The organism is Novosphingobium sp. TK71, from assembly GCF_055361505.1.
The window spans coordinates 90,457-109,413 of the sequence record NZ_CM143962.1 but is presented as its reverse complement, the minus strand read 5'-3'; the positions used below and the strand labels follow the sequence as shown (position 1 = coordinate 109,413).

The following is an 18,957-nucleotide window of genomic DNA, read 5'->3' as shown; positions in this document are numbered from 1 at the left end:
TGGCAATTGAGCGCAAGTTCGATGGCAGTTCAGTGTCTCTTTCACGACAACCGGACCGGAACGGATCCAATAGCCGCGCGAAGGCCGGACCTGCGGTTCAATCCGCAGAGGGATAGACTCCGCCGAGCACTTTATTGAAATGCGCAGCGACGTGATCGTTGCACGAACAGGCCTTGCTGCGCAGGCTCTCTCGGTCGGACACGGCTATGCCGCCACGGCGCGTGCGGACCAGCCCTTCCCGCTTGAAACGCTGGAGCACGCGGCTGGCATAGCTGCGACCGATCCCCATCATGGAGGCAAGCTGCTCCTGCGTCATCGTCACGTCGTTGCGGCCGATCCGGTCGACCGCGGCGCCGAGCCACTTGGCCGCGCGCTGTTCGATCGTGTGGACGGCATTGCAGGCGATCGACTGGAACACTTGCGCCATCATGCAGTCCGCATAACGCGAGAACAGATTGCCGATCACCGGGGACTGGCGCTTCGCCTCGTCAAGCTGCCGCGTCGGGATGCGCCAGAACAGGCCGCCGTGAAGCACGTTGGCCCGGGCATAGGCGGGAAGGCTGCCCTGGCTGACCACTCCGCCAAGCGCGCCTTCGCGCCCCACCAGAATCGTTTCCACCGCGATGCCGCTGTCGAGCTCCACGAAGAACGAGCAGACCGAGGCCCCGCGCGGAAGATAGCAATACTCCACCGCATCGCCCGGCTGGTAGATCACCTCGCCGGATTTCATGCGCACTTCCGCAAGATGTGGTTGCAGCAGGGCGAAGTCCGCGGGCCTCAGCGCTGCGAGAAGATCGCTTTGCTCCTGGCTCGTCTGTAACTCCATCTTCATCGGCTCCCTGATCTGCCGTGATGCCTTTGCCGCGCGGACCCGGGCGGTAAGGGTCACAATGCGGCAGGTCGCTTGCGGTTCCCGCCTCAACCGTACAGAAGTGAACAGACGGCGCGCAGAGAGCTCGCTAAAGCGTTCCTGAGGAACATATCTCCAGCGCAAGCGTTCTGCTGCCTTGGACGGGGGCAGTTCCGCAAAGACGGTCGCGCACCCATCCGCTTGCGACGATTAATGTTAGGCGAATTTGAGAATGCGGACCGAGGACCTGACTTTCCAAGACACCGACCTGCCGACCGCGCTGCGCGCCGCCACGGCAGAGCTCGCAGGCTTCGACGCCTTCGCCCCTGCTTTCGCCCAGGCCTTCGCGCTCAGCGCGGATATCGTTATTGTTTCCGAAAGCGAAGCGCGTGGCTGACGGCATGCATCAGGTAAACCTTTCCACCTGCGATCTCGAACCGATCCACATCATCGGCCGCATCCAGAGCTTCGGCTGGCTTCTGTCGTTTTCGAGCGACTGGATCATCAATCACGTCTCTCTCAACTGCGAAACCCTGTTCGGCGTTACGCCAGCCGACATGGTGGGCGTGCCCGCCACGCAGTTCCTCTCGCCCGAGGCGATGCACGACGTGCGCACGCGCCTCCAGGTTCTCGGCGGCGCCGCCACTGTAGAGCGCCTCTTCGAAGTGGACCTGCTTGGCGACGGACGGCTGTTCGACATGGCGGTCCATGCCTCCGGCCGATCCTATGTGCTGGAGATCGAACCGCATGAGGGCGGGCGCCGCCGCGATTTCGTGAGCTACGTGCGCCCGATGATCGACCGCCTGCGCCAGTCCAGCTCGATCGAGCAACTCTGCGCCAGCGCCGCCCGGCACTTGCGCGGCCTCACCGGGTTCGACCGCGTGATGGTCTACCGCTTCGAGGGGGACGGGGCCGGCGAAGTCGTGGCCGAAAGCCTCAACGGCATGGTCGACAGCTTCAAAGGCCTGCATTTTCCCGCCTCCGACATTCCCGCCCAGGCACGCCGGCTCTACACCCGCAACCTGCTGCGCATCATCAGCGACGTGGACGACCCCACCGTGCCGATCTACCCGGCGACCGATCCGAACGGCGATCCGCTGGACCTGTCGATGTCGGGCCTGCGGGCGGTCTCTCCGATCCATGTCGAATACTTGCGGAATATGGGCGTGAAGGCGTCGATGTCGGTCTCGATCATGCGACGCGGCAAACTCTGGGGCCTGATGGCCTGCCATCACTATTCGCCCCTCACACTGTCCTATTCGGTCCGCACCGCGAGCGAGCTGTTCGGCGAATTCTTCGCCTATCTGCTGGAGCAGAAGGAAACCGACTTCGCGCTGGAGCAACGCTCCGCCTCGATGCGCCTTCACGACGAGATGATGGCCCGCGTGGCCTCCGGCGGATCGCTGCTCGAAGCCTTCGAGGATTTCTCGGAATCCATCGGCCGCGTCATCCCGTTCGACGGGGTGATCGGCTGGGTGGATGGCCGCTTCATGAGCCATGGTACGACGCCGAGCGAGGCGCAGTTCTCGCTGCTCGCCCGGTTCCTCAATACGGCCGGCGCAAGCACGGTGTGGTCCACCGATTCGATCGGCTCGCTGTTCGAGCCCGCACGTGACTGGACGGACAGGGCCGCCGGCCTGCTCGCGCTGCCGGTCAGCCGCACCCCGCGCGACTATATCGTGCTGTTCCGCCGCGAGCAGCTTCGCGAAGTGAGCTGGGCAGGAAATCCCGAGAAGGCGATCGAACTCGGCCCGAACGGCGCCCGGCTCACCCCGCGCAAGAGCTTCGAGATCTGGAAGGAAGAACGGCGCGGGCAATCGCGCCCCTGGACGGAGGAGGAAACCCTCGCCGCCGATGCCCTGCGCATCACCTTGCTCGAAGTGGTCCTCCGGCTCGCCGACGCCGCCCATATCGAGCGCGAACAGGCGACCCGCCAGCAGGACATGCTGATCGCGGAACTCAACCACCGCGTCCGCAACATCCTCAACCTGATCCGGGGTCTGGTTACCCAGAGTAAGGAAGGCGCCCGAACGATCGACGATTTCGCCGAGATCGTCGGCAGCCGCATCCACGCCCTTGCCCGCGCGCACGACCAGGTGACGCAGAAGGACTGGACACCCTCGTCGCTCTACGACCTGATCCGCACCGAAACCGCAGCCTATGTGAGCGACGGCGCCGATCGCGTCGTGATCGACGGACCCGACGCCCTCATCGCGCCCAGTGCCTTCACGACACTGGCGCTGGTGTTCCACGAACTGATGACCAACTCGTGCAAGTACGGGGCGCTCTCGGACTCGCGCGGCACGGTCACCGTTTCGCTCAATCGCGGCGAGGACGGATCGCTGGAGATTGACTGGCACGAATCCGGTGGCCCCGCAGTAAGGACACCCACCCGGCGCGGCTTCGGCTCCACCATCATCGAACGGACCATCCCGCATGAACTGGGCGGCTCGGCCTCGGTGGTCTATCCGGTGGAGGGGATGAAGGCCCTGTTCCTGCTCCCCGCCGATCACGTCGCCAGTTTCGAGACGCCCAGTGCGGCCGAGCGCGAACCCGCGCCGCATGTGCCCGAAGCCTCGGACCTTGCCGGCACCTTGCAGGACGGCATCGCCCTGATCGTCGAGGATAACGTCATCATCGCGATGGAGGCGGAAGACGTGCTGCGCGACCTCGGCTTCGGCGACTGCCGCATCACCGGTTCGGTGCAGGACGCCATGGCCCTTGTCGAAGGCAACGGCGTTTCCTTCGCGATGCTCGACGTCAATCTCGGCAAGGATACCAGCGAGCCGATCGCCCACGCCCTTCACGAGCGCGGCGTGCCGTTCATTTTCGCAAGCGGCTACGGCGAACGCGCGTTGATGGCCGGAGATTTCAAGCGCGTGCCGGTCGTGACCAAGCCTTATGGCGAACGCGACGTGCGGGCGGCTATTGGGCGATTGCGGCGAGGCTAGAAAGGAAGGGCAGGAATCGGCGCCCTGCCCCCTAGCCCCAGTTCGCCACTAGCCCCAACTCGCCGCGGCAGGAGCCGCTTCCAGGAAAGCGATCAGCCCCCGCTCCTCACGCGCGAGCCACTGGGTCCGGCGCGGCAACCGGGCCGGAAGCTCCGGCACCGGCTCCGCATGGCGGACGAATGCGATCAGCGCCGGGTGGACATAGGACTTTCGCGCAATCGCGGGCGTATTGCCGAGATGCTCGGCCACGTCCTCCAGCACGGCCTTCAGCGTCACGCCCGGCTCCCGCCAGATTCGCGCGAAAGCCAGTGTGCTCGCGGCGAACGTGCGGAAATCCTTGGCCGAAAAGTCCTCGCCCATGGTCTCGTGCAGGTAGTCGTTCACGTCCTGCGAGCCGACCGGGACCGAGCACCCCTCCCCGTCGAGATACTGGAACAGGTGCTGTCCCGGCAGGTCCTGCATCTTCCTGACGCAGGACACGAGCGCCCGGTCGCTGGAGGTAACCTCGCGCAGCTTGCCGTGCTTGCCCCGGAACCGCAGCCGTAGCTTGCGCCCCTTGAGCGTGGCATGGCGCCCGCGCAGCGTGGTTGCCCCGAAACTGCGGTTCTGGGTGGCATAGCGCTCGTTACCCACGCGCATGGCCGCGCTGTCCAGCAAGGCGACAACCGATGCCACCGCCCGCTCCCGGCACAAGGTGGAGAGCGCGAGGTCTGTCGCCACCCGCTGCCGCAGCCCGGCGAGCGCATGTCCGAAAGCGGCGCAGCGGTCGAACTTGGAGGCATCCCGGTCCGCGCGGTATTCGGGATGATAGCGATATTGCTTGCGTCCGCGCGCATCGAACCCCGTCGCCAGCAGGTGGGCGGCGGGATCGGGCGAAAACCAGCAATCGACATAGGCGGGCGGCAGGGCGATGCGATTCAGCCGGTCGATCTCCTCGCGGTCGGTGATGCGGCCGCCATCGGGATCGTGATAGGCCCATTTGCCTGACCTGATCGGCCTGCGGGTGATGCCCGGCTCGGTTCCATCGGCAAATGTGAGACGCGCCATCGAAAAGGGCCCTTGGTCGGAGCGCCGCGTTATCGGGCGCCTGCCCTGTCAAAACGCACGATACGGCGCGAAGTTGTCCCGCGGCGGAACCCCGCGCGCATACCGGCCGTTGCTCCTGCAATACCCGGCGCCGCCCGCAGAGGGCCCCCGCACAGGAAGGAGCATGACCATGGCCGATGCCCGTATCTTCGAGGATCTCAAGTCCGATCACGACCGTCACCGCAAGATGCTCGCCCAGCTTGGCGAGACTCAGGGCGACAGCCCGGAACGCCGCGAGCTATTCGAGGATCTGCGGCGCGAACTGCAGGCTCACGCCGCGGCGGAAGAAGAAGCGCTCTACGCCACCATGCTCGCCTGCCCCGACTTGCGGGACGAGGCCCGGCACTCGGTATCCGAGCACAAGGAGATCGACGACTATCTCGGCGAGCTGCTCGACATCGATATGGGTTCGGGCGCCTGGCTGATGAAGTTCAAGGACATGCGCCACCGCTATCTCCACCATATCGACGAAGAGGAGGAGGAGATGTTCCCTTCGGCGGCCAAGACCCTTTCCGGCGAAGCGGAGAAGAAGATGGCGCAAACGTTCGAGAAGCGGAAGCCGAAGGAGCTCGCCATCGCGGCCGAACAGAAGCCCGGCGACGACAAGGAGTGAATTCCTGCGGCGGGCCGGCCCACTCGGCCCGTCGCAGTTTCGGGAACGTCAGGCCCACAGGCGGCGTTGGATTTATGCAATCAGGAGGAGACCTGCCATGGAAACCCATGTTCGCGACAAGTTCTGGAAAGCCTTCGCGGCCAGTCCGCTGATGATGATAAAGCTCGATGCGGCCCATGGCCATGCCGAGCCGATGACCGCCCTGCTGGACAGGGACGCGCATCACGCAGTGTGGTTCTTCTGCAAACGCGACAACCGCATCGGACAGGGCGGCCGTGCCATGGGGCAGGTCATCACCAAGGGACACGACGTGTTCGCCTGTATCGCCGGCACCCTGGTGGAGGAAACCGACGCTGCCGTTCGCGACCGGCACTGGAGCAATGCGGTAGAGGCTTGGTTCCCGAACGGGAAATCCGACCCGTCGATCGTGATGCTGCGCTTCGAGATCGACGATGCCGAAGTCTGGACTTCCGATATCGGAATTACCGGCCTGTTCAAGCTCGCGACCGGCGGGACCATCGATCCCTCCAGGGCCGGCGAGCACGAAGTCGGCGCGGTCTGATCTTCAAACAATAAAAAGCGCGGGAGGGGCCGAAACCTTTCCCGCGCTTTTTATTGTCCGGATCAGGCGCGGACCAGCGGTTCCAGTTCCACGGGGCGTTCGCTATCCGGGCTATCGGCAAGGGCATAGGCGATCGCAGCCAGGATCGCCTGGCGCGAGAACGGCTTCTGCACCACGCCGATCGCGGTCGGAGCCGGAGAGTCGATCTGGCCGGGATTGGCGGTGACATAGATGACGCGGGCCCCGAACCGGACGGCCAGGTCCCGGGCAACCGCAGGGCCGGTCAATCCGTCCCGCAAGTTGAGATCGACCAGCGCGACATCGGGCGCCTCCCCCAGCGCCGCCACGGAAGCGGCGTCGGGGAAAGTGCCGAGGACGGCATGTCCGCCATCGGAGAGGATATCTTCCAACTGCAATGCCACGAGGAATTCGTCCTCGACGATAAGAACCTTGGCGAAACTTTTGGCAGAATTCGGGATCATGGAGCCCAAGACGGCTTTCCTTGTCAGGCAGCGACCGCTTCGCGGGCTTCTGCAATCTCGTCGGCATTGGCGATCTTGACCAGTTCGGCGAAGAACGCATCGACCGCTTCACCGGTAAGGACGAAGTTATGGCGGAAATCGGGGAGCTGGCCGGATTCGATGACCTTCGACAGCATCGAGCGGGCACGGCAGATCCGGCTCTTCACGGTGCCAAGCGCGATGCCGCAAATGTGAGCGATCTCTTCATAGGAGAGATTGCCTGCCGCCACCAGGATCAGCGCTTCGCGGTAGCTGTCGGGAATGGCGGTCAGCGCGCGCAGGACATCCGCCAGTTCGACGGCGCTTTCCTGGCTCGCTTCGGCGCGCAGGATACGCTCGGCCGCCACTTCGTCATATTCACCGTGGAAGCGGGCGCGGCGCGCTTCGCTGTAGAAATGATTGCGCAGGATCGTGAAGGTCCAGGCCTTGAAATTGGTACCCGCTGCATAGCGATGACGCGCGGCCCATGCGCGGAGCATGGCTTCCTGCGCAAGATCGTCCGCCCGGTCGCGGCAACCGCAAAGACCGCGCGCGAAAGCGCGAAGATGCGGGGCCACTTCGGCAAGGGCGCGCTTGAAATCGCGGTCGCTGAGGGCTGCCACTTCCACAGGCACGGTCGTCGCTGCGTTATCGGCGCCGGTTCCGGCTTCGGTTGTTGCGGACATCGTGTTTCCCTCCATGGCTGATCACGGCTCGTGATCCGTCAGTTGGGCAAACGCGACTAATGCACACAAAGTTCCCGAAACCGCACTGAACGCCGTTCAGAAGCACCTGCCACACGATGGAACGAGCCCCCGGCACGACCGATCGCGCAATCACGCCTTCCCAGCGCACCGGAGCAGGCTGAAAATTTCCGTGGCATGCAGATTTTTTGGCGACCGCCGGGAACAACCATGCTCCGGAAACTTTGAGGCCTCCGTCCACTCTGCGGTGAACGGAGGCCTCCGGGATCGGGTCACCACCGGTTTGCGGGGGGTGGGGGAGCCAGTGGTGATACCGTTTGAACGTGCATTGCCAGACTTGGTTCCCGCGTGATGTTTGTGTGCGAGAAAAATTTTCGGGTTGCCCTGCCCCATCTGCCGCGTCAGACAAGGAACGCTGGTCGGGAGGGGGCGCGAGCCGCCGATGCGAGATGAAAACACGGGAAGATGACTTCCCACGATCCGAGGAATTTCGATGTCCGTCTCTGACCAGATCGCCATCCAGCTGCCCTATCTGCGCCGCTATGCCCGCGCGCTGACAGGTTCGCAGCATTCAGGCGATGCTTATGTCCGCGCCACTCTCGAGGCCGCGCTGGCCGACAAGACGCTGCGCGACGATATCGCGCGCAGCCGCGCCGCACTCTACGCCGCGTTCACCCGCATCTGGTCGACCAGCCATGTCGACGATCCGGGTCTGTCCGGCGAAGGCGGCCAGCACGAGCAGGCTGCGCAGACCCGGCTTGCGATCGTTGCCCCCACGCACCGGCAGGCCCTTCTGCTGACCACGGTGGAAGAATTCTCCCGCGAGGATACCGCACGCATCCTCGACGTGACGCCCGACGGCGTGGATGCGCTGGTTGCCCAGGCCATTCTCGAGATCGAGAGCGAAAGCACCACCGAAGTTCTCATCATCGAGGACGAGCCGCTCATTTCGATGCAGCTTGAAGGGCTCGTCACCGAACTCGGCCACCGCGTAGTCGGTACGGCCGCAACCCATGCCCAGGCGGTGGAGATCTTCGAGCGCTCGCCCGCCGGTCTCGTCCTGGCCGATATCCAGCTCGCCGATGGCAGTTCGGGCATCGAGGCAGTGGAAGACCTGCTCAAGTTCGGCGACGTGCCGGTGATCTTCATCACCGCCTATCCCGAACGCCTGCTCACCGGGGAACGTCCGGAACCGACCTATCTGGTCACCAAGCCGTTCCAGGAAGCCACCGTGCGCGCGGCGATCAGCCAGGCCCTGTTCTTCGGATCGAGCAAGCCGCTCGGCTGATCGGCTCCGGCGCTACCCATTCGGTCATACCCGCCCCGCCGGTTCGCCCCGGCGGGGTTTTTCTTCAGCTATTCGCGGGGCGTTCGCCTGCATCGATAGGGGGAAGCGCGCGGCCGAACCGGTCGCGCGGGGCCTGCTCCTCGAACGTCAGCGGCGGCGGCTGGAAGCCGAGATGCAGGACCAGGGCATCATGGATAGGCGCAAGGAAACGCACCCCGGCACAGCCACCGACCTGCCAGACGACTTCCCCGGCTACGACCTGGTCCTTGCAAAGTCGAAGTTCGATCCGCTCACCCGGTTTCGCGGCAGCCTCAGGAAATTCCACCATGCAGCCGCCGGCGGACAGGTCATAGAGAAAGACCGAATCTCTGCGGTCTTGCCCCAGGCAGTCGATCTTCTTTTCGACGATATGCCGATCCCACTCTCGCGCGTCCATTCGTCTTGCCCTCGATGGATGACGCCAGACAACTTGCACAAGTGTGCCTAATAATTCCTGAAGAACACCTCTCGTGCCGCGCCGCGCGCAACCCGTTGGCCATATGGAACTTTCCGGCTGCAGCCCGATGCCGGCGTTTATCGCCGGTCGTTTCGCAGCGTGAATTCGCGGCTGGCCCGTACCGGCACCTTGAGTCGGCATTCCACCCCGCTCGGCTTGAACCGCAGGTCCACGTCCGACTTGAGTTCGTGCGCCACGATCTTCTCGATCAGATCTCGCCCGAAGCCGCGCTTGGCCGGTTCCACCACCGGCGGACCGCCTTCTTCGCGCCAGTCGATCTCGGCAAGTTCCGGGCTGACCAGGATCCAGTGAACGTGGATCCGCCCGCCTGTCGTGCTCAGCGCACCGTACTTGGCCGCATTCGTGGCCAGTTCGTGGATGGCGAGCCCCAGCGACATGGCGTCGTTAGGCGCCAGCCGAACTTCCGGTCCCGACATTTCCACGTGGCTTTCGTTACCCTCCATGTAGGGCGCCAGTTCCGATCGCACGACATCGCCCAGCACGGCATGTGTCCAGTCGGACTGGGAAAGAAGGTCATGCGTGGCCGAAAGCGCGCGAATGCGGGCGGTCAGGCTTTCGGTGAAATCGTCGATATCGGTGGCGCGCCTGCGGGTGAGCGCGGCGATGGACAGGACGTTGGCCAGAGTGTTCTTCACGCGGTGGTTCAGTTCGCGTGTCAGCGAATTGCGGATCGCCGCCTGGCTCTGGAGCCACTCCAGCACCATGCGGTCTTCCGCCGAACGGCGCGTGATGAGCCGCCCGATCGCCATGACCATAAGCGAGGCCAGCGCACCGAAGAACAGGGTGATCCGCGAAGCGGTGGAAAGCACGCCGACCTTGCGATCACTGATGACAACGACCCATGAGTGGCTGCCCACGTCGATCCGCCGCTCCATCGTCGGCCCGGCGGAACCGTCCGCCCGGCGCTCCGCCAGCAGTTTGTCGGGCGCCACCTCGCCGTCGTAGATCGCCACGTCGATATTGTTGTTGCGATAGAGCTCGCTGGCCGATGTCAGGAAAGTCTCCGCCCGGAATGGGCTGAACACGAAACCCTTCACCTGCCGGCCCGATCGCCCTGACAGGACCGGCATGTAGATCAGGAAACCGGCAGCCTCGGCATTGCTCTCGTCTTGCACCAGATGAACCTTGCCGGACGCCACCGGCTTGCCCAGCTTCATCGCTCGTTCCATCGCCGCGCGGCGCACTTCCTCGGAGAACATGTCGTAGCCGAGCGCCTGCCCGTTACCGTTGATGTCCGGTTCGAGATAGACGATCGGCGCCGCCGTGGTCCGGTCGAAGGTCGGCCTGGGGTAGACAAGGAAATCGGCCCGGCCCGCCGCCTGTATGGACATCTCCATTTCCGACAGGCGATCCACCGCCACGATCGGCGCCCAGCCCATGCCGAGCGAGCCGTAAAGGTCGCCCTTGCCCTGGAGATCCTGCGCGAAGGCGCGGAACTGGTCCTCGCTCACCTCGCGCTGGGTGGCGAAGAGAGCGGCGCCCGCGCGCAGCAGCGCGATATTCTCGGTCGTGCGGCGTTGCAGCGCGGAAGCGATCTCGGTGAGATTGCGATCCAGCTCCACCTGCCGGGTCTGCCGGTCAGCCCGCTCGATCGCCATGACCGACACGGCCGTGGTGATCGAAGCGATAATGAATAGCAGGAACGGCCAGCCGCGCGGATACTTGTGGAACCAAGCCTGCTTCTGGACCCTATCGAGCAGAGCCTGATCAATCACCGGAAATCCCTGCCATCAAATGGGCCTGCATCATTCCTAAAGAGCATCGCCATGCTCCGGACCATTTGCGTGGCAGCCCAGGACAAGACTTCGTAACAAAGGGAACCAAGACCTGCCTCGATTGTTCCAGCGAAAACGACGTTCGGTTGCCTTGCCGGCAATATCACAAGCGGATCGGTCTGTCGCAGCGTGCAACGCGCTTGCAGCATGGCTCTTGACCCGCTTGCGGCCAGCAAGCAAGTGTTCAGGTTACGATGGAGTCAAAGTTGAATCAGCCCGAAGGACATGGCGAGCCGGCACAGCCCGGTCTGCCGCCTGAAGTCCGCAAGGACGGAGAACCCGGCTGGGCCGGGGGGCTGAGGAAGCTGTACAACTCCGTGGTGGACGAACCGCTTCCGGACAGCTTCAGGGATCTTCTCAAGAAGCTGGACGGGGCGGACGATGCCTGACCGCCAGTCTTCGCACCCCGATCAGCCCACCGCACGCAAGTCCGACCCCAGCGCAAGCCGCCCAGAGGACGAGGCTTTCCGCCGGGAACTGCTTGGCGTCCTGCCGCATTTGCGCGCTTTCGCACGCGGCCTTTCCGGTCGCCCGGATTTCGCTGACGATCTGGTGCAGGAGGCCGCGATAAAGGCCTGGACCGCGCGTGAACGCTACACGCCCGGCACCAACATGCGAGCCTGGACATTCGCGATCCTGCGCAACCACTACCTGTCGGAACTGCGCAAGAGCAAGCGCCAGACCGACCTTGACGAAGGCGCGGTTGAGCGGATGCTGGTGATGGACGCGGACCAGGAAGGCCCGCTTCACCTCGGCGACATGGAAACGGCATTGCAGAAACTCGCCCCCGAACGGCGCGAGGCGGTGCTGCTCGTGGGTGCGTCCGGCTTCAGTTACGAGGAAGCGGCCGACATCTCCGGTTGTCCGATCGGCACGATGAAGAGCCGCGTCGCCCGCGCCCGCGCGGACTTGGCGCGCATGCTCGACGGCGAAGTGGAACTGGTGGACGTGGGCGGGCGCCGGAACCTGTAATCGGCCCGGCCGCCTGCCCTGTTCCCGGCGGTGCGGCCGATCAGCCTTTAGCGGTGCCGATGGTATATTCCGCCATGATACCCCAGTCCCGATCGGCATGGCCCGCTTCTATCGCCGCTCCCATCCGGGCGTGCACCGCATCAAGCATGGGCAGGCTCCCCTGCGTGCCGATCGCGGTTTCGGCAGCCAACTCGCGGGCGAGGCGCAGGTCCTTCAGGCCAAGAACCGCCTTGAAGCCCGGCTCGTACTTGCGCTCGGCGATGATGCCCGAATAGTTCTGGTAGACCCGGCTGCCGAACAGGGTGCCGAGCATCAGTTCGAAGAACTTCTCCCGCGGGAGCCCCTTGCCCTCGGTCAGCACGACGGCCTCGGCCATGCCTTCGATGGCCATGGTGATCATCATGTTGCAGGCGATCTTGGCGGCATTGGCAACGGTGGCGTCCTCGCCCATGTCCCAGACCTTACCGGCAATCGCCTCGAAGACCGGCTCCAGCCTTGCGGCATGTCCGGCCGGGCCGCCGAGGATCACGTTGAGCTGGCCCGCCGCCGCCACATCGGGACGGCCAAGCACCGGCGCCGAAAGATAGCCCACGCCGGCAGCGTCATGGCGCTCCACCAGTTCGCGCGCGAAGGCCACCGAAATGGTCGAACAAACGAGATGGACCACGCCCGCCGGCGCCCCGTCCAGCACGCCGCTGTCAAGCAGGACCTCGCGAATGGCGGCGTCTTCGGAAAGCATGGTCAGCACGGCGTCGCCCGCGAAGGCTTCTGCCGGGGTGGCGACCATCTCCACGCCTTCCACCGAGCCCCCGGAGCGATTCCATGCCCGCACCCTGTGCCCTGCCGCCGCGAGATTGCGTGCCATGGCGGTGCCCATCGCACCGAGACCGATGAAGCCGATGTCCATTGTGATAATCCTGAAAACCGAAAAAGAGAGGCGGTAAAATGCTTCGGGCCGGATCGCGCTGTTAAGCGGCGACCCGGCCCGGTTCAGCGTGTCATGGTGCCCGGCGCCGGCCGGGCTGCCGGGCTCAGGCCGGGTAGACCCAGGCCGTGCCGCGGTCGAAGTTGTCCGAGGCGAACTTCCAGTTGATGAGGTTCTCGAGAACCGTCTTCACATAGACCGGGCGCTTGTTCATCTGGTCGATGTAGTAGGCGTGCTCCCACACGTCGATCGTGATGAGCGGGTTCACGTCGGTGGTGATCGGGGTGCCGGCGTCATGGGTCGAGATGACCTTGAGCTTGCCAGCTTCAACGACGAGCCATGCCCAGCCCGAAGCGAAGTGATTGACGGCTTCGTTCGAAAGCGCTTCGAGCAGCGCGTCGAGCGAACCGAAATCGGCGTTGATCGCGGCGAGCAGGCTTTCGCTCGGCGCGGTCTTTTCCGGGCTCAGCGAGTGCCAGTAGAAGCCGTGGTTCCAGGTCTGCGCGGCGTTGTTGAACAGCGGGCCCGACGCCGACTTGGTGATTTCCTCAACCGACTTGTCGGCGTTCTCGGTGCCCTCGATGGCGGCGTTCAGCTTGTCGACGTAAGTCTTGTGGTGAGCACCGTGGTGGATTTCCAGGGTCTTGGCCGAGATGTGCGGTTCCAGCGCGTCCTGCGCATAGGGCAGCGGGATCAGGGAAATGGTCATGGCTATCTTCCTGTTTCAGGTTATCAAAGGTTTGGACAGGCACGCATCCGCAAGGACCGGGCGCAAACACCGGACGGCGCGTGAACTGGCACTCGGACTTTCGGGGGGCTATGTCTGCCCTCTTGCCCGACAATTCAAGCATCTATTGGCGGCATTTTCATTCCACCGCCTGATAGCAAGGCTTGGCGGCGAATCCGATTATCCGCGCGGGCGCTTCGGATGCAAGAACGCCAAACGCAAGAAGGACGGCGGGTTGCCCCGCCATCCTTCTGCTCTCGTTCCTGACGAGAAGCCGGATCGCTGTCGGATCAGTTCTGCTTCCTGATCTCGTCCGCCTTGTTTTCCAGCGCGTCGGACTTTGCCTCGCCCGCCGCCTCGACCGCATCGGCCTTCTTGTCGACAGCCTCGGACGCGGCGCCGGTCATCTGGTCGGCCTGGTCGCGCATGGCGTCGGCCGTTGCATCGGACGACTGTTCAACGGCATCCGCCTGCTGCTCCGTCGCATCGTCCGCCTTGTTGTTGCAGGCGGCGAGGCCGAGCGAACCGGCGGAAACGATCGCGATCATGGCGAGGCGCGAAGTGGTCATGGCTTTCATGGCAGGCATCCTTTCCCTGTTATTGAAAAAGGGCGCGTTTTCCATCGGAGGACGCGCCGGCCTCGTTCAGACCCTAACGGGATCCTTAGCGGATGGAACCGCGACGGAAGAGGTTGACGATCGCCAGCAGGACGACCGCGCCGAGGAACGAAGCGAAGAGCGACATGATGTCGAACGCACCGCTGGTGATGGGCGCGCCGCCGATGAGCGGCGTGATGATGAGACCCGCGATCAGGGCACCGACGACACCGACGACCACGTTCAGGAATACACCCTGCTGCGCATCGGTGCGCATGAGGATGGAAGCGAGCCAGCCGATAACGCCGCCGACCAGGAGAATAAGAAGTAGAGTCATTGTGCTTCTCCAAAAATTTGTGTCGTTGCGGGATTAACTGCGCTGTTCGCACAAGGTTCCGGAGCGCGGCCAACCGTTCGCCGCAGGGAGGTCGATTGTCCCGCAATGAGAAAAGCGCGGGAGCTTTCGATGCGGCAACTTGTTCCGGCAATGTCGGCAGCGAAGGCCGTCCATGAAAGGAGCACCCGGTGCATTCCCTTCCACGCGCCCCTCACCACGCCCTCCGACGTGAGCGCGCGATTTCCGCGACGGCATCGGCCGCAATCGTGATCGGCGGGCTTGCCGCGCTTGCATGGGGGCTGGGCGTGAACCTGCCGGCGTTTCCCGAGCGCTCCGCCCTTACCGCGACGGTGTTGCTGCCCGAGACCCGCAAAACTCCCGAAAAGCGCCCGCAGGAAACAACGTCATCCGCCCATCGGGGCGCGCCCGCACCGGAGGGTCGCAAAACGCGGGCTGCACCGGTGGTCCTGCCTGCTCCCCGCATCGTTCTGCCACCCCCCGTGACGATCGTGGCGGCCCGGCATCCGGGAGATGGCGACAGGCCGGCACAAGGCTCCGGAACCTCCGGCTCCGGCAGTGGATCGGGCGGCAGGGGAAACGGAAACGGCGGAGGAGGCGGCGGAGGAGGCGGCGGAGGAGGCGGCGGAGTCAACGAAGGGGTCGCCACCCTGCCCCGGCAGATCGCCGGCCGCCTCCACTATGCCGATCTGCCTGCGGACTTGCGCAAGGCGCGCAGCGGCGCCGACCTGACCCTGCGCTACCGCATCGACATTGACGGGCGAGTAAGCGAATGCACCGTGATTTCCTCCAGCGGCCGACCCGACCTTGATGCGGGAACGTGCCAGCGCATCACCGAACGCTTCCGCTTCCGCCCGGCACGCGATGCACAGGGGCAGCCGGTGCCTTTCGTGATGACCGAGACGCATGGTTGGGACGATGGCAAAGAGGGCCCGTGACCTGACGCGGCCGAGCGGCTAGGGAAGCGCTCCAAACATCAGACGGAAGAGGAGATTCCCATGGCGACGATCGACGAAACCCACGACAGCGCGCTGCGCTCCTGGGTGGAAAGTGCGAACGGCCATGGCGACTTCCCGATCCAGAACCTGCCGCTGGGCGTGTTCTCCAACGGCGGGAATTCCGCAGGTGGCGGCGTGGCGATCGGTGACCTGATCCTCGATCTTGCCGCACTGGCCGGGTCGGGACTGCTCGAAGGCCAGGCGCTGGAAGCCGCGCGGGCCGCCTCGGGCGAAAGCCTCAACCCGTTGCTCGCCCTTGGCGCCGGTCCGCGCCGGGCGCTGCGCCGGCGCATCTCCGCCCTGCTGGCAGAAGGCGCCGCAGAGCGCGCGCAAGTCGAACCGCTACTGGTTCCGATGGCACAGGCCACGCTGCATCTGCCTGCGAAGATCGCGGACTACACCGATTTCTATGTGGGCATCCATCACGCCACCAACATCGGCAAGCTGTTCCGCCCGGACAATCCGCTGCTGCCCAACTACAAGCACGTCCCCATCGGCTACCACGGCCGCGCATCGACCGTGAGGCCGAGCGGTGCGCCGGTGATCCGCCCCAACGGCCAGACCAAAGCGCCCGATGCCGAAAGCCCTTCGTTCGGCCCGATCGGCCGGCTCGACTACGAGCTGGAGCTGGGCGTGTGGATGGCGCAAGGCAACGAACTCGGTCAGCCCATTCCCATCGGCGAGGCGCTCGATCACGTTGCCGGCGTCACCCTGCTCAACGACTGGTCCGCCCGCGATGTGCAGGCCTGGGAATACCAGCCGCTCGGGCCGTTCCTCGCCAAGAACTTCATCACCACCGTCTCGCCGTGGATCGTCACGATGGAGGCGCTGGCCCCGTTCCGCATCGCCCAGCCGCCGCGGCCCGAGGGCGATCCCAGCCCCCTGCCCTATCTCTGGAACCGGGAAGACCAGGACGAGGGCGCCCTGTCCCTCGATCTCGAAGTCAGCCTCAGCACCGCCAAAATGCGTGCGGACGGCGTTCCGGCCCATCGCCTCAGCCGCGGGCCGGCCAGCAACATGTACTGGACCATCGCCCAGATGGTCACGCACCACGCCTCGAACGGCTGCGAGATGAATCCGGGAGACCTGCTCGGCACCGGCACCATTTCCGGTCCCGAGGACGGTTCGCAGGGCAGCCTGATGGAAATCACCCGCTCCGGCCGGGAGAAGGTGACGCTTGCCACGGGCGAGACGCGGACCTTCCTTGAGGACGGAGACGAACTGGCGCTTTCCGGACGCTTCGTGGCAGATGGCGCGGTATCGATCGGGTTCGGTCCGTGCAGCGGGATCGTGCAGCCGGCGGTGCCGCTGAACTAGGACGGAATTTACGGGAGCCTGGGGATCGTCCCTCAGGCTTCCCCCGTCGGCCTGGAACCTGCGGCCTAAAGCCAGTCGTTCGCGCGGTACCACTCTGCCGTGGCCCGCAGACCGTCCCGCGTATCGATGCGCGGCTCCCAGATCGTCGGCGGCACGGCCGCGCCTGCTCCGACCACCCAGTCGGGATGGCTGAAATAGGCGGCGCGATCGGCGGTCATCTTCGCGCCGTCGCCGCGCAGGAACTGGTCGGCCCGGGCCGCCAGCCGCAACGCCCCGGCCGAAAGCGAGATCACCCTGGCACGGCGGCCAACCGCAGCGCCGATGGCACGGGCCATCTCGGCATTGTCCCAGCCTTCGGGCTTTCCGTCGTCGGGCTCGAACAGCTTGCCTGTCACGTCCTCGCCGCCCGGTATCAGCGCCACCAGCAGGCGGGCGAGATCCTCGACATGGATCATCGAGGCGCGGCCGTCCTTCGGCACCGGAACCAGCCCCCAGCGCGCGGCGCGGAACAGTTCGAACATCTCCTTGTCGCGCGGGCCGTAGATCGCGGGCGGGCGTACGATCGTCCAGTCCAGCGGACTGGCGCGCAGCAGCTTCTCGGCCTTGGCCTTCGAAGCGCCGTAAGCCGAAAGATCGGGCTCGCGCGCGGAAAGCGAGGAAACGAAGACGAAACGCCGGATGCCCTTGGCCACGCCGGTCTCGATGAGGTTCAGGGTGCCCGCGACATTGCCGGCCTCATACCCGGCGGCATCGGGCGCGCTCACCACGCCCGCAACGTGGACGATCGCCTCCGCCCCGCGCGTCAGCTCGGACAGCGAGGCGGTATCGCGCAGTTCGCCGCGTACCCAGGTGACGTTCTCGCGCCGCTCTTGTTCGCGGCGGGTCAGTGCGCGCACGTCGTACCCTGCGGCCGCCGCTTCCTCCAGCACGCACTGGCCGACGAAGCCGGTTGCGCCGGTCAGGGCGATGGTGGGGCGGTCTATCTCGTTCATCTGGGGAAAAGCGGTCATTTCAGCACGAGCTGGTCACGATGGACCACGGAGGAACGCGGCGAATATCCCAGCACTTCGGCCTGCTCGCTCGAATGGAGCCCCTTGATCGCGGCGCATTCGCCAGCATGGTACTCCGAAAGGCCATGGGCGACCACGCGGCCGCCGGCATCGACGATGGCCACGGGATCCCCGCGTTCGAAATGCCCCTCCACGGCGGTCACGCCCTTGGCAAGGAGGCTCGACCCGCGCAGCAATGCGGCGGCCGCGCCGGCATCGACGACAATGCTGCCCTTGAGCCGCAACCGCCCGCCGAGCCAGGCCTTGCGAGCGCCCGCACGGCGGCGGGGGAGGAACAGCGTGCCGATCCCCTGATCGATGATCCGCGCCACCGGGCGGGCGTGTTGGCCATTGCCGATGACGAGGCAGATACCTGCCAGTTCGGCGATCTCGGCTGCCTGGAGCTTGGAAACCATGCCGCCGGAGCCCATGCCCGAATTCGATTCCGCACTCGCCATGGCGTGGACCTCGGGCGTCACGCCTTCGACCACCGGAATCATCTTCGCGCCGGGCTCCCGAGGATGGCGGTCATAAAGGCCGTCGATGTCGGAGAGCAGCAACACCGCGCTTGCCTGCGCCGCCTGCGCGACGCGGGCGGCAAGGCGGTCATTGTCACCGAAGCGGATTTCCTGAGTCGCAACCGAATCGTTCTCGTTGATCACCGGCACCGCGCCCGCATCGAGCAGGCGCGTGAGCGTTGCGGTGACGTTGAGATAACGGCGCCGGTCCTCGAGATCCTCCAGCGTCAGCAGCATCTGCGCGGCGGTGATGCCGTGGCTGCCCAGCAGTTCGGCCCAGAGCCCCGAAAGCGCGATCTGGCCCACGGCCGCGGCGGCCTGTGCGTCCGCCAGCGAGCCGCGTCCGCCCTTGTCGAGCCCCAGAGTCGCCGCGCCCAGCGCAATCGCGCCCGAAGAGACCACGATCACGTCCTGCCCGCGTGCGCGCGCCTCGGCGATCTCGGCGACCAGCGCGGTCAACCATTCGCGCCGCACACCTTCCTTACCGACGAGCAGCGCCGACCCCACCTTGACGACGAGGCGGGGGCTCAGGACTTTGTCGGAGAGATCGGAAAGGCGGGATACAGGCATGGAGGCCGAGCCTCTAGGACACTTGCCGCCCGGAGGAAAGCGCTCGCTTGCAAAGGACCGCGCACCCCGTCCCGCCGCGGGAAC

At 65.2% G+C, this 18,957-nt stretch carries 22 protein-coding genes; 10 read left to right on the top strand and 12 right to left on the bottom strand.

Annotated elements, in window-relative coordinates:
* Positions 1 to 97: 97 nt before the first annotated feature.
* Entirely contained in the window at positions 98 to 826 is a 729-nt protein-coding gene (locus tag ACXJ16_RS00530) for a Crp/Fnr family transcriptional regulator (RefSeq protein WP_054439366.1), read from the bottom strand.
* 256 nt (positions 827 to 1,082) lie between these two features.
* Between ACXJ16_RS00530 and ACXJ16_RS00525 the strand changes: the two genes are divergently transcribed.
* Both ACXJ16_RS00525 and ACXJ16_RS00520 read left to right on the top strand, forming a co-directional pair.
* Positions 1,083 to 1,247 (top strand): hypothetical protein, encoded by a 165-nt coding sequence (locus ACXJ16_RS00525; protein WP_156336691.1) that lies wholly within the window; start codon positions 1,083 to 1,085, stop codon positions 1,245 to 1,247.
* Between the two features lie 4 nt (positions 1,248 to 1,251).
* Positions 1,252 to 3,801 (top strand): HWE histidine kinase domain-containing protein, encoded by a 2,550-nt coding sequence (locus ACXJ16_RS00520; RefSeq protein WP_463920976.1) that lies wholly within the window; start codon positions 1,252 to 1,254, stop codon positions 3,799 to 3,801.
* Positions 3,802 to 3,849: 48 nt separating this feature from the next.
* Here ACXJ16_RS00520 and ACXJ16_RS00515 read toward each other — a convergent pair whose 3' ends face one another.
* Entirely contained in the window at positions 3,850 to 4,848 is a 999-nt protein-coding gene (locus tag ACXJ16_RS00515) for a DNA topoisomerase IB (RefSeq protein WP_054439290.1), read from the bottom strand.
* A 169-nt stretch (positions 4,849 to 5,017) separates the two neighbouring features.
* Here ACXJ16_RS00515 and ACXJ16_RS00510 point away from each other — a divergent pair, with 169 nt between their 5' ends.
* Together ACXJ16_RS00510 and ACXJ16_RS00505 are read left to right on the top strand one after the other, a co-directional pair.
* Positions 5,018 to 5,500 carry a hemerythrin domain-containing protein gene (locus tag ACXJ16_RS00510; protein ID WP_185996814.1) on the top strand — a complete coding sequence of 161 codons (483 nt, stop codon included), beginning with the start codon at positions 5,018 to 5,020 and terminating at the stop codon, positions 5,498 to 5,500.
* A gap of 97 nt (positions 5,501 to 5,597) precedes the next feature.
* On the top strand, positions 5,598 to 6,062 hold the full coding sequence (locus ACXJ16_RS00505; RefSeq protein WP_185996813.1) for a pyridoxamine 5'-phosphate oxidase family protein: 465 nt from the start codon (positions 5,598 to 5,600) through the stop codon (positions 6,060 to 6,062).
* A 62-nt stretch (positions 6,063 to 6,124) separates the two neighbouring features.
* Here ACXJ16_RS00505 and ACXJ16_RS00500 read toward each other — a convergent pair whose 3' ends face one another.
* Positions 6,125 to 6,544: a response regulator gene (locus tag ACXJ16_RS00500; protein ID WP_185998701.1), complete on the bottom strand. Its 420-nt coding sequence runs from the start codon at positions 6,542 to 6,544 to the stop codon at positions 6,125 to 6,127.
* A gap of 23 nt (positions 6,545 to 6,567) precedes the next feature.
* The gene (locus tag ACXJ16_RS00495; protein WP_082370454.1) at positions 6,568 to 7,248 is read right to left on the bottom strand and encodes a sigma-70 family RNA polymerase sigma factor; all 681 of its coding nucleotides are present in this window, start codon (positions 7,246 to 7,248) and stop codon (positions 6,568 to 6,570) included.
* 511 nt (positions 7,249 to 7,759) lie between these two features.
* Here ACXJ16_RS00495 and ACXJ16_RS00490 point away from each other — a divergent pair.
* Complete coding sequence (locus ACXJ16_RS00490) at positions 7,760 to 8,554, top strand: response regulator (protein WP_054439286.1); 795 nt, start codon at positions 7,760 to 7,762, stop codon at positions 8,552 to 8,554.
* Positions 8,555 to 8,618: 64 nt separating this feature from the next.
* On the opposite strand, the gene ACXJ16_RS00485 is transcribed toward ACXJ16_RS00490, so the two are convergent.
* Complete coding sequence (locus ACXJ16_RS00485; RefSeq protein ID WP_054439283.1) at positions 8,619 to 8,990, bottom strand: PilZ domain-containing protein; 372 nt, start codon at positions 8,988 to 8,990, stop codon at positions 8,619 to 8,621.
* A 137-nt stretch (positions 8,991 to 9,127) separates the two neighbouring features.
* Positions 9,128 to 10,786, bottom strand: coding sequence for a CHASE domain-containing protein (locus tag ACXJ16_RS00480; RefSeq protein WP_132469275.1), 1,659 nt, complete (start codon positions 10,784 to 10,786; stop codon positions 9,128 to 9,130).
* Positions 10,787 to 11,052: 266 nt separating this feature from the next.
* Between ACXJ16_RS00480 and ACXJ16_RS00475 the strand changes: the two genes are divergently transcribed.
* Together ACXJ16_RS00475 and ACXJ16_RS00470 are read left to right on the top strand one after the other, a co-directional pair.
* A complete protein-coding gene (locus ACXJ16_RS00475) occupies positions 11,053 to 11,235 on the top strand; it encodes a NepR family anti-sigma factor (protein WP_132469274.1) in 183 nt (60 codons plus the stop codon).
* Positions 11,228 to 11,818, top strand: a complete 591-nt coding sequence (locus ACXJ16_RS00470; protein ID WP_082370448.1) for a sigma-70 family RNA polymerase sigma factor — start codon at positions 11,228 to 11,230, stop codon at positions 11,816 to 11,818. The genes ACXJ16_RS00475 and ACXJ16_RS00470 overlap by 8 nt, the downstream gene beginning before the upstream one ends.
* Positions 11,819 to 11,858: 40 nt before the next feature.
* Here the strand turns inward: ACXJ16_RS00470 and ACXJ16_RS00465 are convergent, their stop codons facing one another.
* Positions 11,859 to 12,725: an NAD(P)-dependent oxidoreductase gene (locus tag ACXJ16_RS00465; protein ID WP_324696523.1), complete on the bottom strand. Its 867-nt coding sequence runs from the start codon at positions 12,723 to 12,725 to the stop codon at positions 11,859 to 11,861.
* A 124-nt stretch (positions 12,726 to 12,849) separates the two neighbouring features.
* Positions 12,850 to 13,452 carry a superoxide dismutase gene (locus tag ACXJ16_RS00460; protein WP_054439275.1) on the bottom strand — a complete coding sequence of 201 codons (603 nt, stop codon included), beginning with the start codon at positions 13,450 to 13,452 and terminating at the stop codon, positions 12,850 to 12,852.
* Here ACXJ16_RS00460 and ACXJ16_RS00455 point away from each other — a divergent pair.
* Entirely contained in the window at positions 13,451 to 13,777 is a 327-nt protein-coding gene (locus tag ACXJ16_RS00455; RefSeq protein WP_443477937.1) for a hypothetical protein, read from the top strand. The genes ACXJ16_RS00460 and ACXJ16_RS00455 overlap by 2 nt on opposite strands.
* On the opposite strand, the gene ACXJ16_RS00450 is transcribed toward ACXJ16_RS00455, so the two are convergent.
* Both ACXJ16_RS00450 and ACXJ16_RS00445 read right to left on the bottom strand, forming a co-directional pair.
* Positions 13,761 to 14,048: a hypothetical protein gene (locus ACXJ16_RS00450; RefSeq protein ID WP_054439356.1), complete on the bottom strand. Its 288-nt coding sequence runs from the start codon at positions 14,046 to 14,048 to the stop codon at positions 13,761 to 13,763. The two genes, ACXJ16_RS00455 and ACXJ16_RS00450, sit on opposite strands and share 17 nt — an antisense overlap.
* Before the next feature lie 85 nt (positions 14,049 to 14,133).
* Complete coding sequence (locus ACXJ16_RS00445; protein WP_054439274.1) at positions 14,134 to 14,403, bottom strand: GlsB/YeaQ/YmgE family stress response membrane protein; 270 nt, start codon at positions 14,401 to 14,403, stop codon at positions 14,134 to 14,136.
* Between the two features lie 188 nt (positions 14,404 to 14,591).
* Between ACXJ16_RS00445 and ACXJ16_RS00440 the strand changes: the two genes are divergently transcribed.
* Both ACXJ16_RS00440 and fahA read left to right on the top strand, forming a co-directional pair.
* The gene (locus ACXJ16_RS00440) at positions 14,592 to 15,359 is read left to right on the top strand and encodes a TonB family protein (protein WP_324696528.1); all 768 of its coding nucleotides are present in this window, start codon (positions 14,592 to 14,594) and stop codon (positions 15,357 to 15,359) included.
* 60 nt (positions 15,360 to 15,419) lie between these two features.
* Positions 15,420 to 16,736 (top strand): fumarylacetoacetase, encoded by a 1,317-nt coding sequence (fahA, locus tag ACXJ16_RS00435; RefSeq protein ID WP_324696530.1) that lies wholly within the window; start codon positions 15,420 to 15,422, stop codon positions 16,734 to 16,736.
* Positions 16,737 to 16,801: 65 nt separating this feature from the next.
* Here fahA and ACXJ16_RS00430 read toward each other — a convergent pair whose 3' ends face one another.
* Complete coding sequence (locus tag ACXJ16_RS00430) at positions 16,802 to 17,746, bottom strand: NAD-dependent epimerase/dehydratase family protein (protein ID WP_324696532.1); 945 nt, start codon at positions 17,744 to 17,746, stop codon at positions 16,802 to 16,804.
* Entirely contained in the window at positions 17,743 to 18,873 is a 1,131-nt protein-coding gene (proB, locus tag ACXJ16_RS00425; RefSeq protein WP_054439265.1) for a glutamate 5-kinase, read from the bottom strand. The genes ACXJ16_RS00430 and proB overlap by 4 nt, the downstream gene beginning before the upstream one ends.
* Positions 18,874 to 18,957: the final 84 nt, after the last annotated feature.

Bases quoted from the DNA above. Each gene is read 5' to 3' on its own strand.
- ACXJ16_RS00530 (WP_054439366.1), bottom strand. From the start codon at position 826: ATGGAGTTACAGACGAGCCAGGAGCAAAGCGATCTTCTCGCAGCGCTG.
- ACXJ16_RS00525 (WP_156336691.1), top strand. From the start codon at position 1,083: ATGCGGACCGAGGACCTGACTTTCCAAGACACCGACCTGCCGACCGCG.
- ACXJ16_RS00520 (WP_463920976.1), top strand. From the start codon at position 1,252: ATGCATCAGGTAAACCTTTCCACCTGCGATCTCGAACCGATCCACATC.
- ACXJ16_RS00515 (WP_054439290.1), bottom strand. From the start codon at position 4,848: ATGGCGCGTCTCACATTTGCCGATGGAACCGAGCCGGGCATCACCCGC.
- ACXJ16_RS00510 (WP_185996814.1), top strand. From the start codon at position 5,018: ATGGCCGATGCCCGTATCTTCGAGGATCTCAAGTCCGATCACGACCGT.
- ACXJ16_RS00505 (WP_185996813.1), top strand. From the start codon at position 5,598: ATGGAAACCCATGTTCGCGACAAGTTCTGGAAAGCCTTCGCGGCCAGT.
- ACXJ16_RS00500 (WP_185998701.1), bottom strand. From the start codon at position 6,544: ATGATCCCGAATTCTGCCAAAAGTTTCGCCAAGGTTCTTATCGTCGAG.
- ACXJ16_RS00495 (WP_082370454.1), bottom strand. From the start codon at position 7,248: ATGTCCGCAACAACCGAAGCCGGAACCGGCGCCGATAACGCAGCGACG.
- ACXJ16_RS00490 (WP_054439286.1), top strand. From the start codon at position 7,760: ATGTCCGTCTCTGACCAGATCGCCATCCAGCTGCCCTATCTGCGCCGC.
- ACXJ16_RS00485 (WP_054439283.1), bottom strand. From the start codon at position 8,990: ATGGACGCGCGAGAGTGGGATCGGCATATCGTCGAAAAGAAGATCGAC.
- ACXJ16_RS00470 (WP_082370448.1), top strand. From the start codon at position 11,228: ATGCCTGACCGCCAGTCTTCGCACCCCGATCAGCCCACCGCACGCAAG.
- ACXJ16_RS00465 (WP_324696523.1), bottom strand. From the start codon at position 12,725: ATGGACATCGGCTTCATCGGTCTCGGTGCGATGGGCACCGCCATGGCA.
- ACXJ16_RS00455 (WP_443477937.1), top strand. From the start codon at position 13,451: ATGGCTATCTTCCTGTTTCAGGTTATCAAAGGTTTGGACAGGCACGCA.
- ACXJ16_RS00460 (WP_054439275.1), bottom strand. From the start codon at position 13,452: ATGACCATTTCCCTGATCCCGCTGCCCTATGCGCAGGACGCGCTGGAA.
- ACXJ16_RS00450 (WP_054439356.1), bottom strand. From the start codon at position 14,048: ATGAAAGCCATGACCACTTCGCGCCTCGCCATGATCGCGATCGTTTCC.
- ACXJ16_RS00445 (WP_054439274.1), bottom strand. From the start codon at position 14,403: ATGACTCTACTTCTTATTCTCCTGGTCGGCGGCGTTATCGGCTGGCTC.
- fahA (WP_324696530.1), top strand. From the start codon at position 15,420: ATGGCGACGATCGACGAAACCCACGACAGCGCGCTGCGCTCCTGGGTG.
- ACXJ16_RS00430 (WP_324696532.1), bottom strand. From the start codon at position 17,746: ATGACCGCTTTTCCCCAGATGAACGAGATAGACCGCCCCACCATCGCC.
- proB (WP_054439265.1), bottom strand. From the start codon at position 18,873: ATGCCTGTATCCCGCCTTTCCGATCTCTCCGACAAAGTCCTGAGCCCC.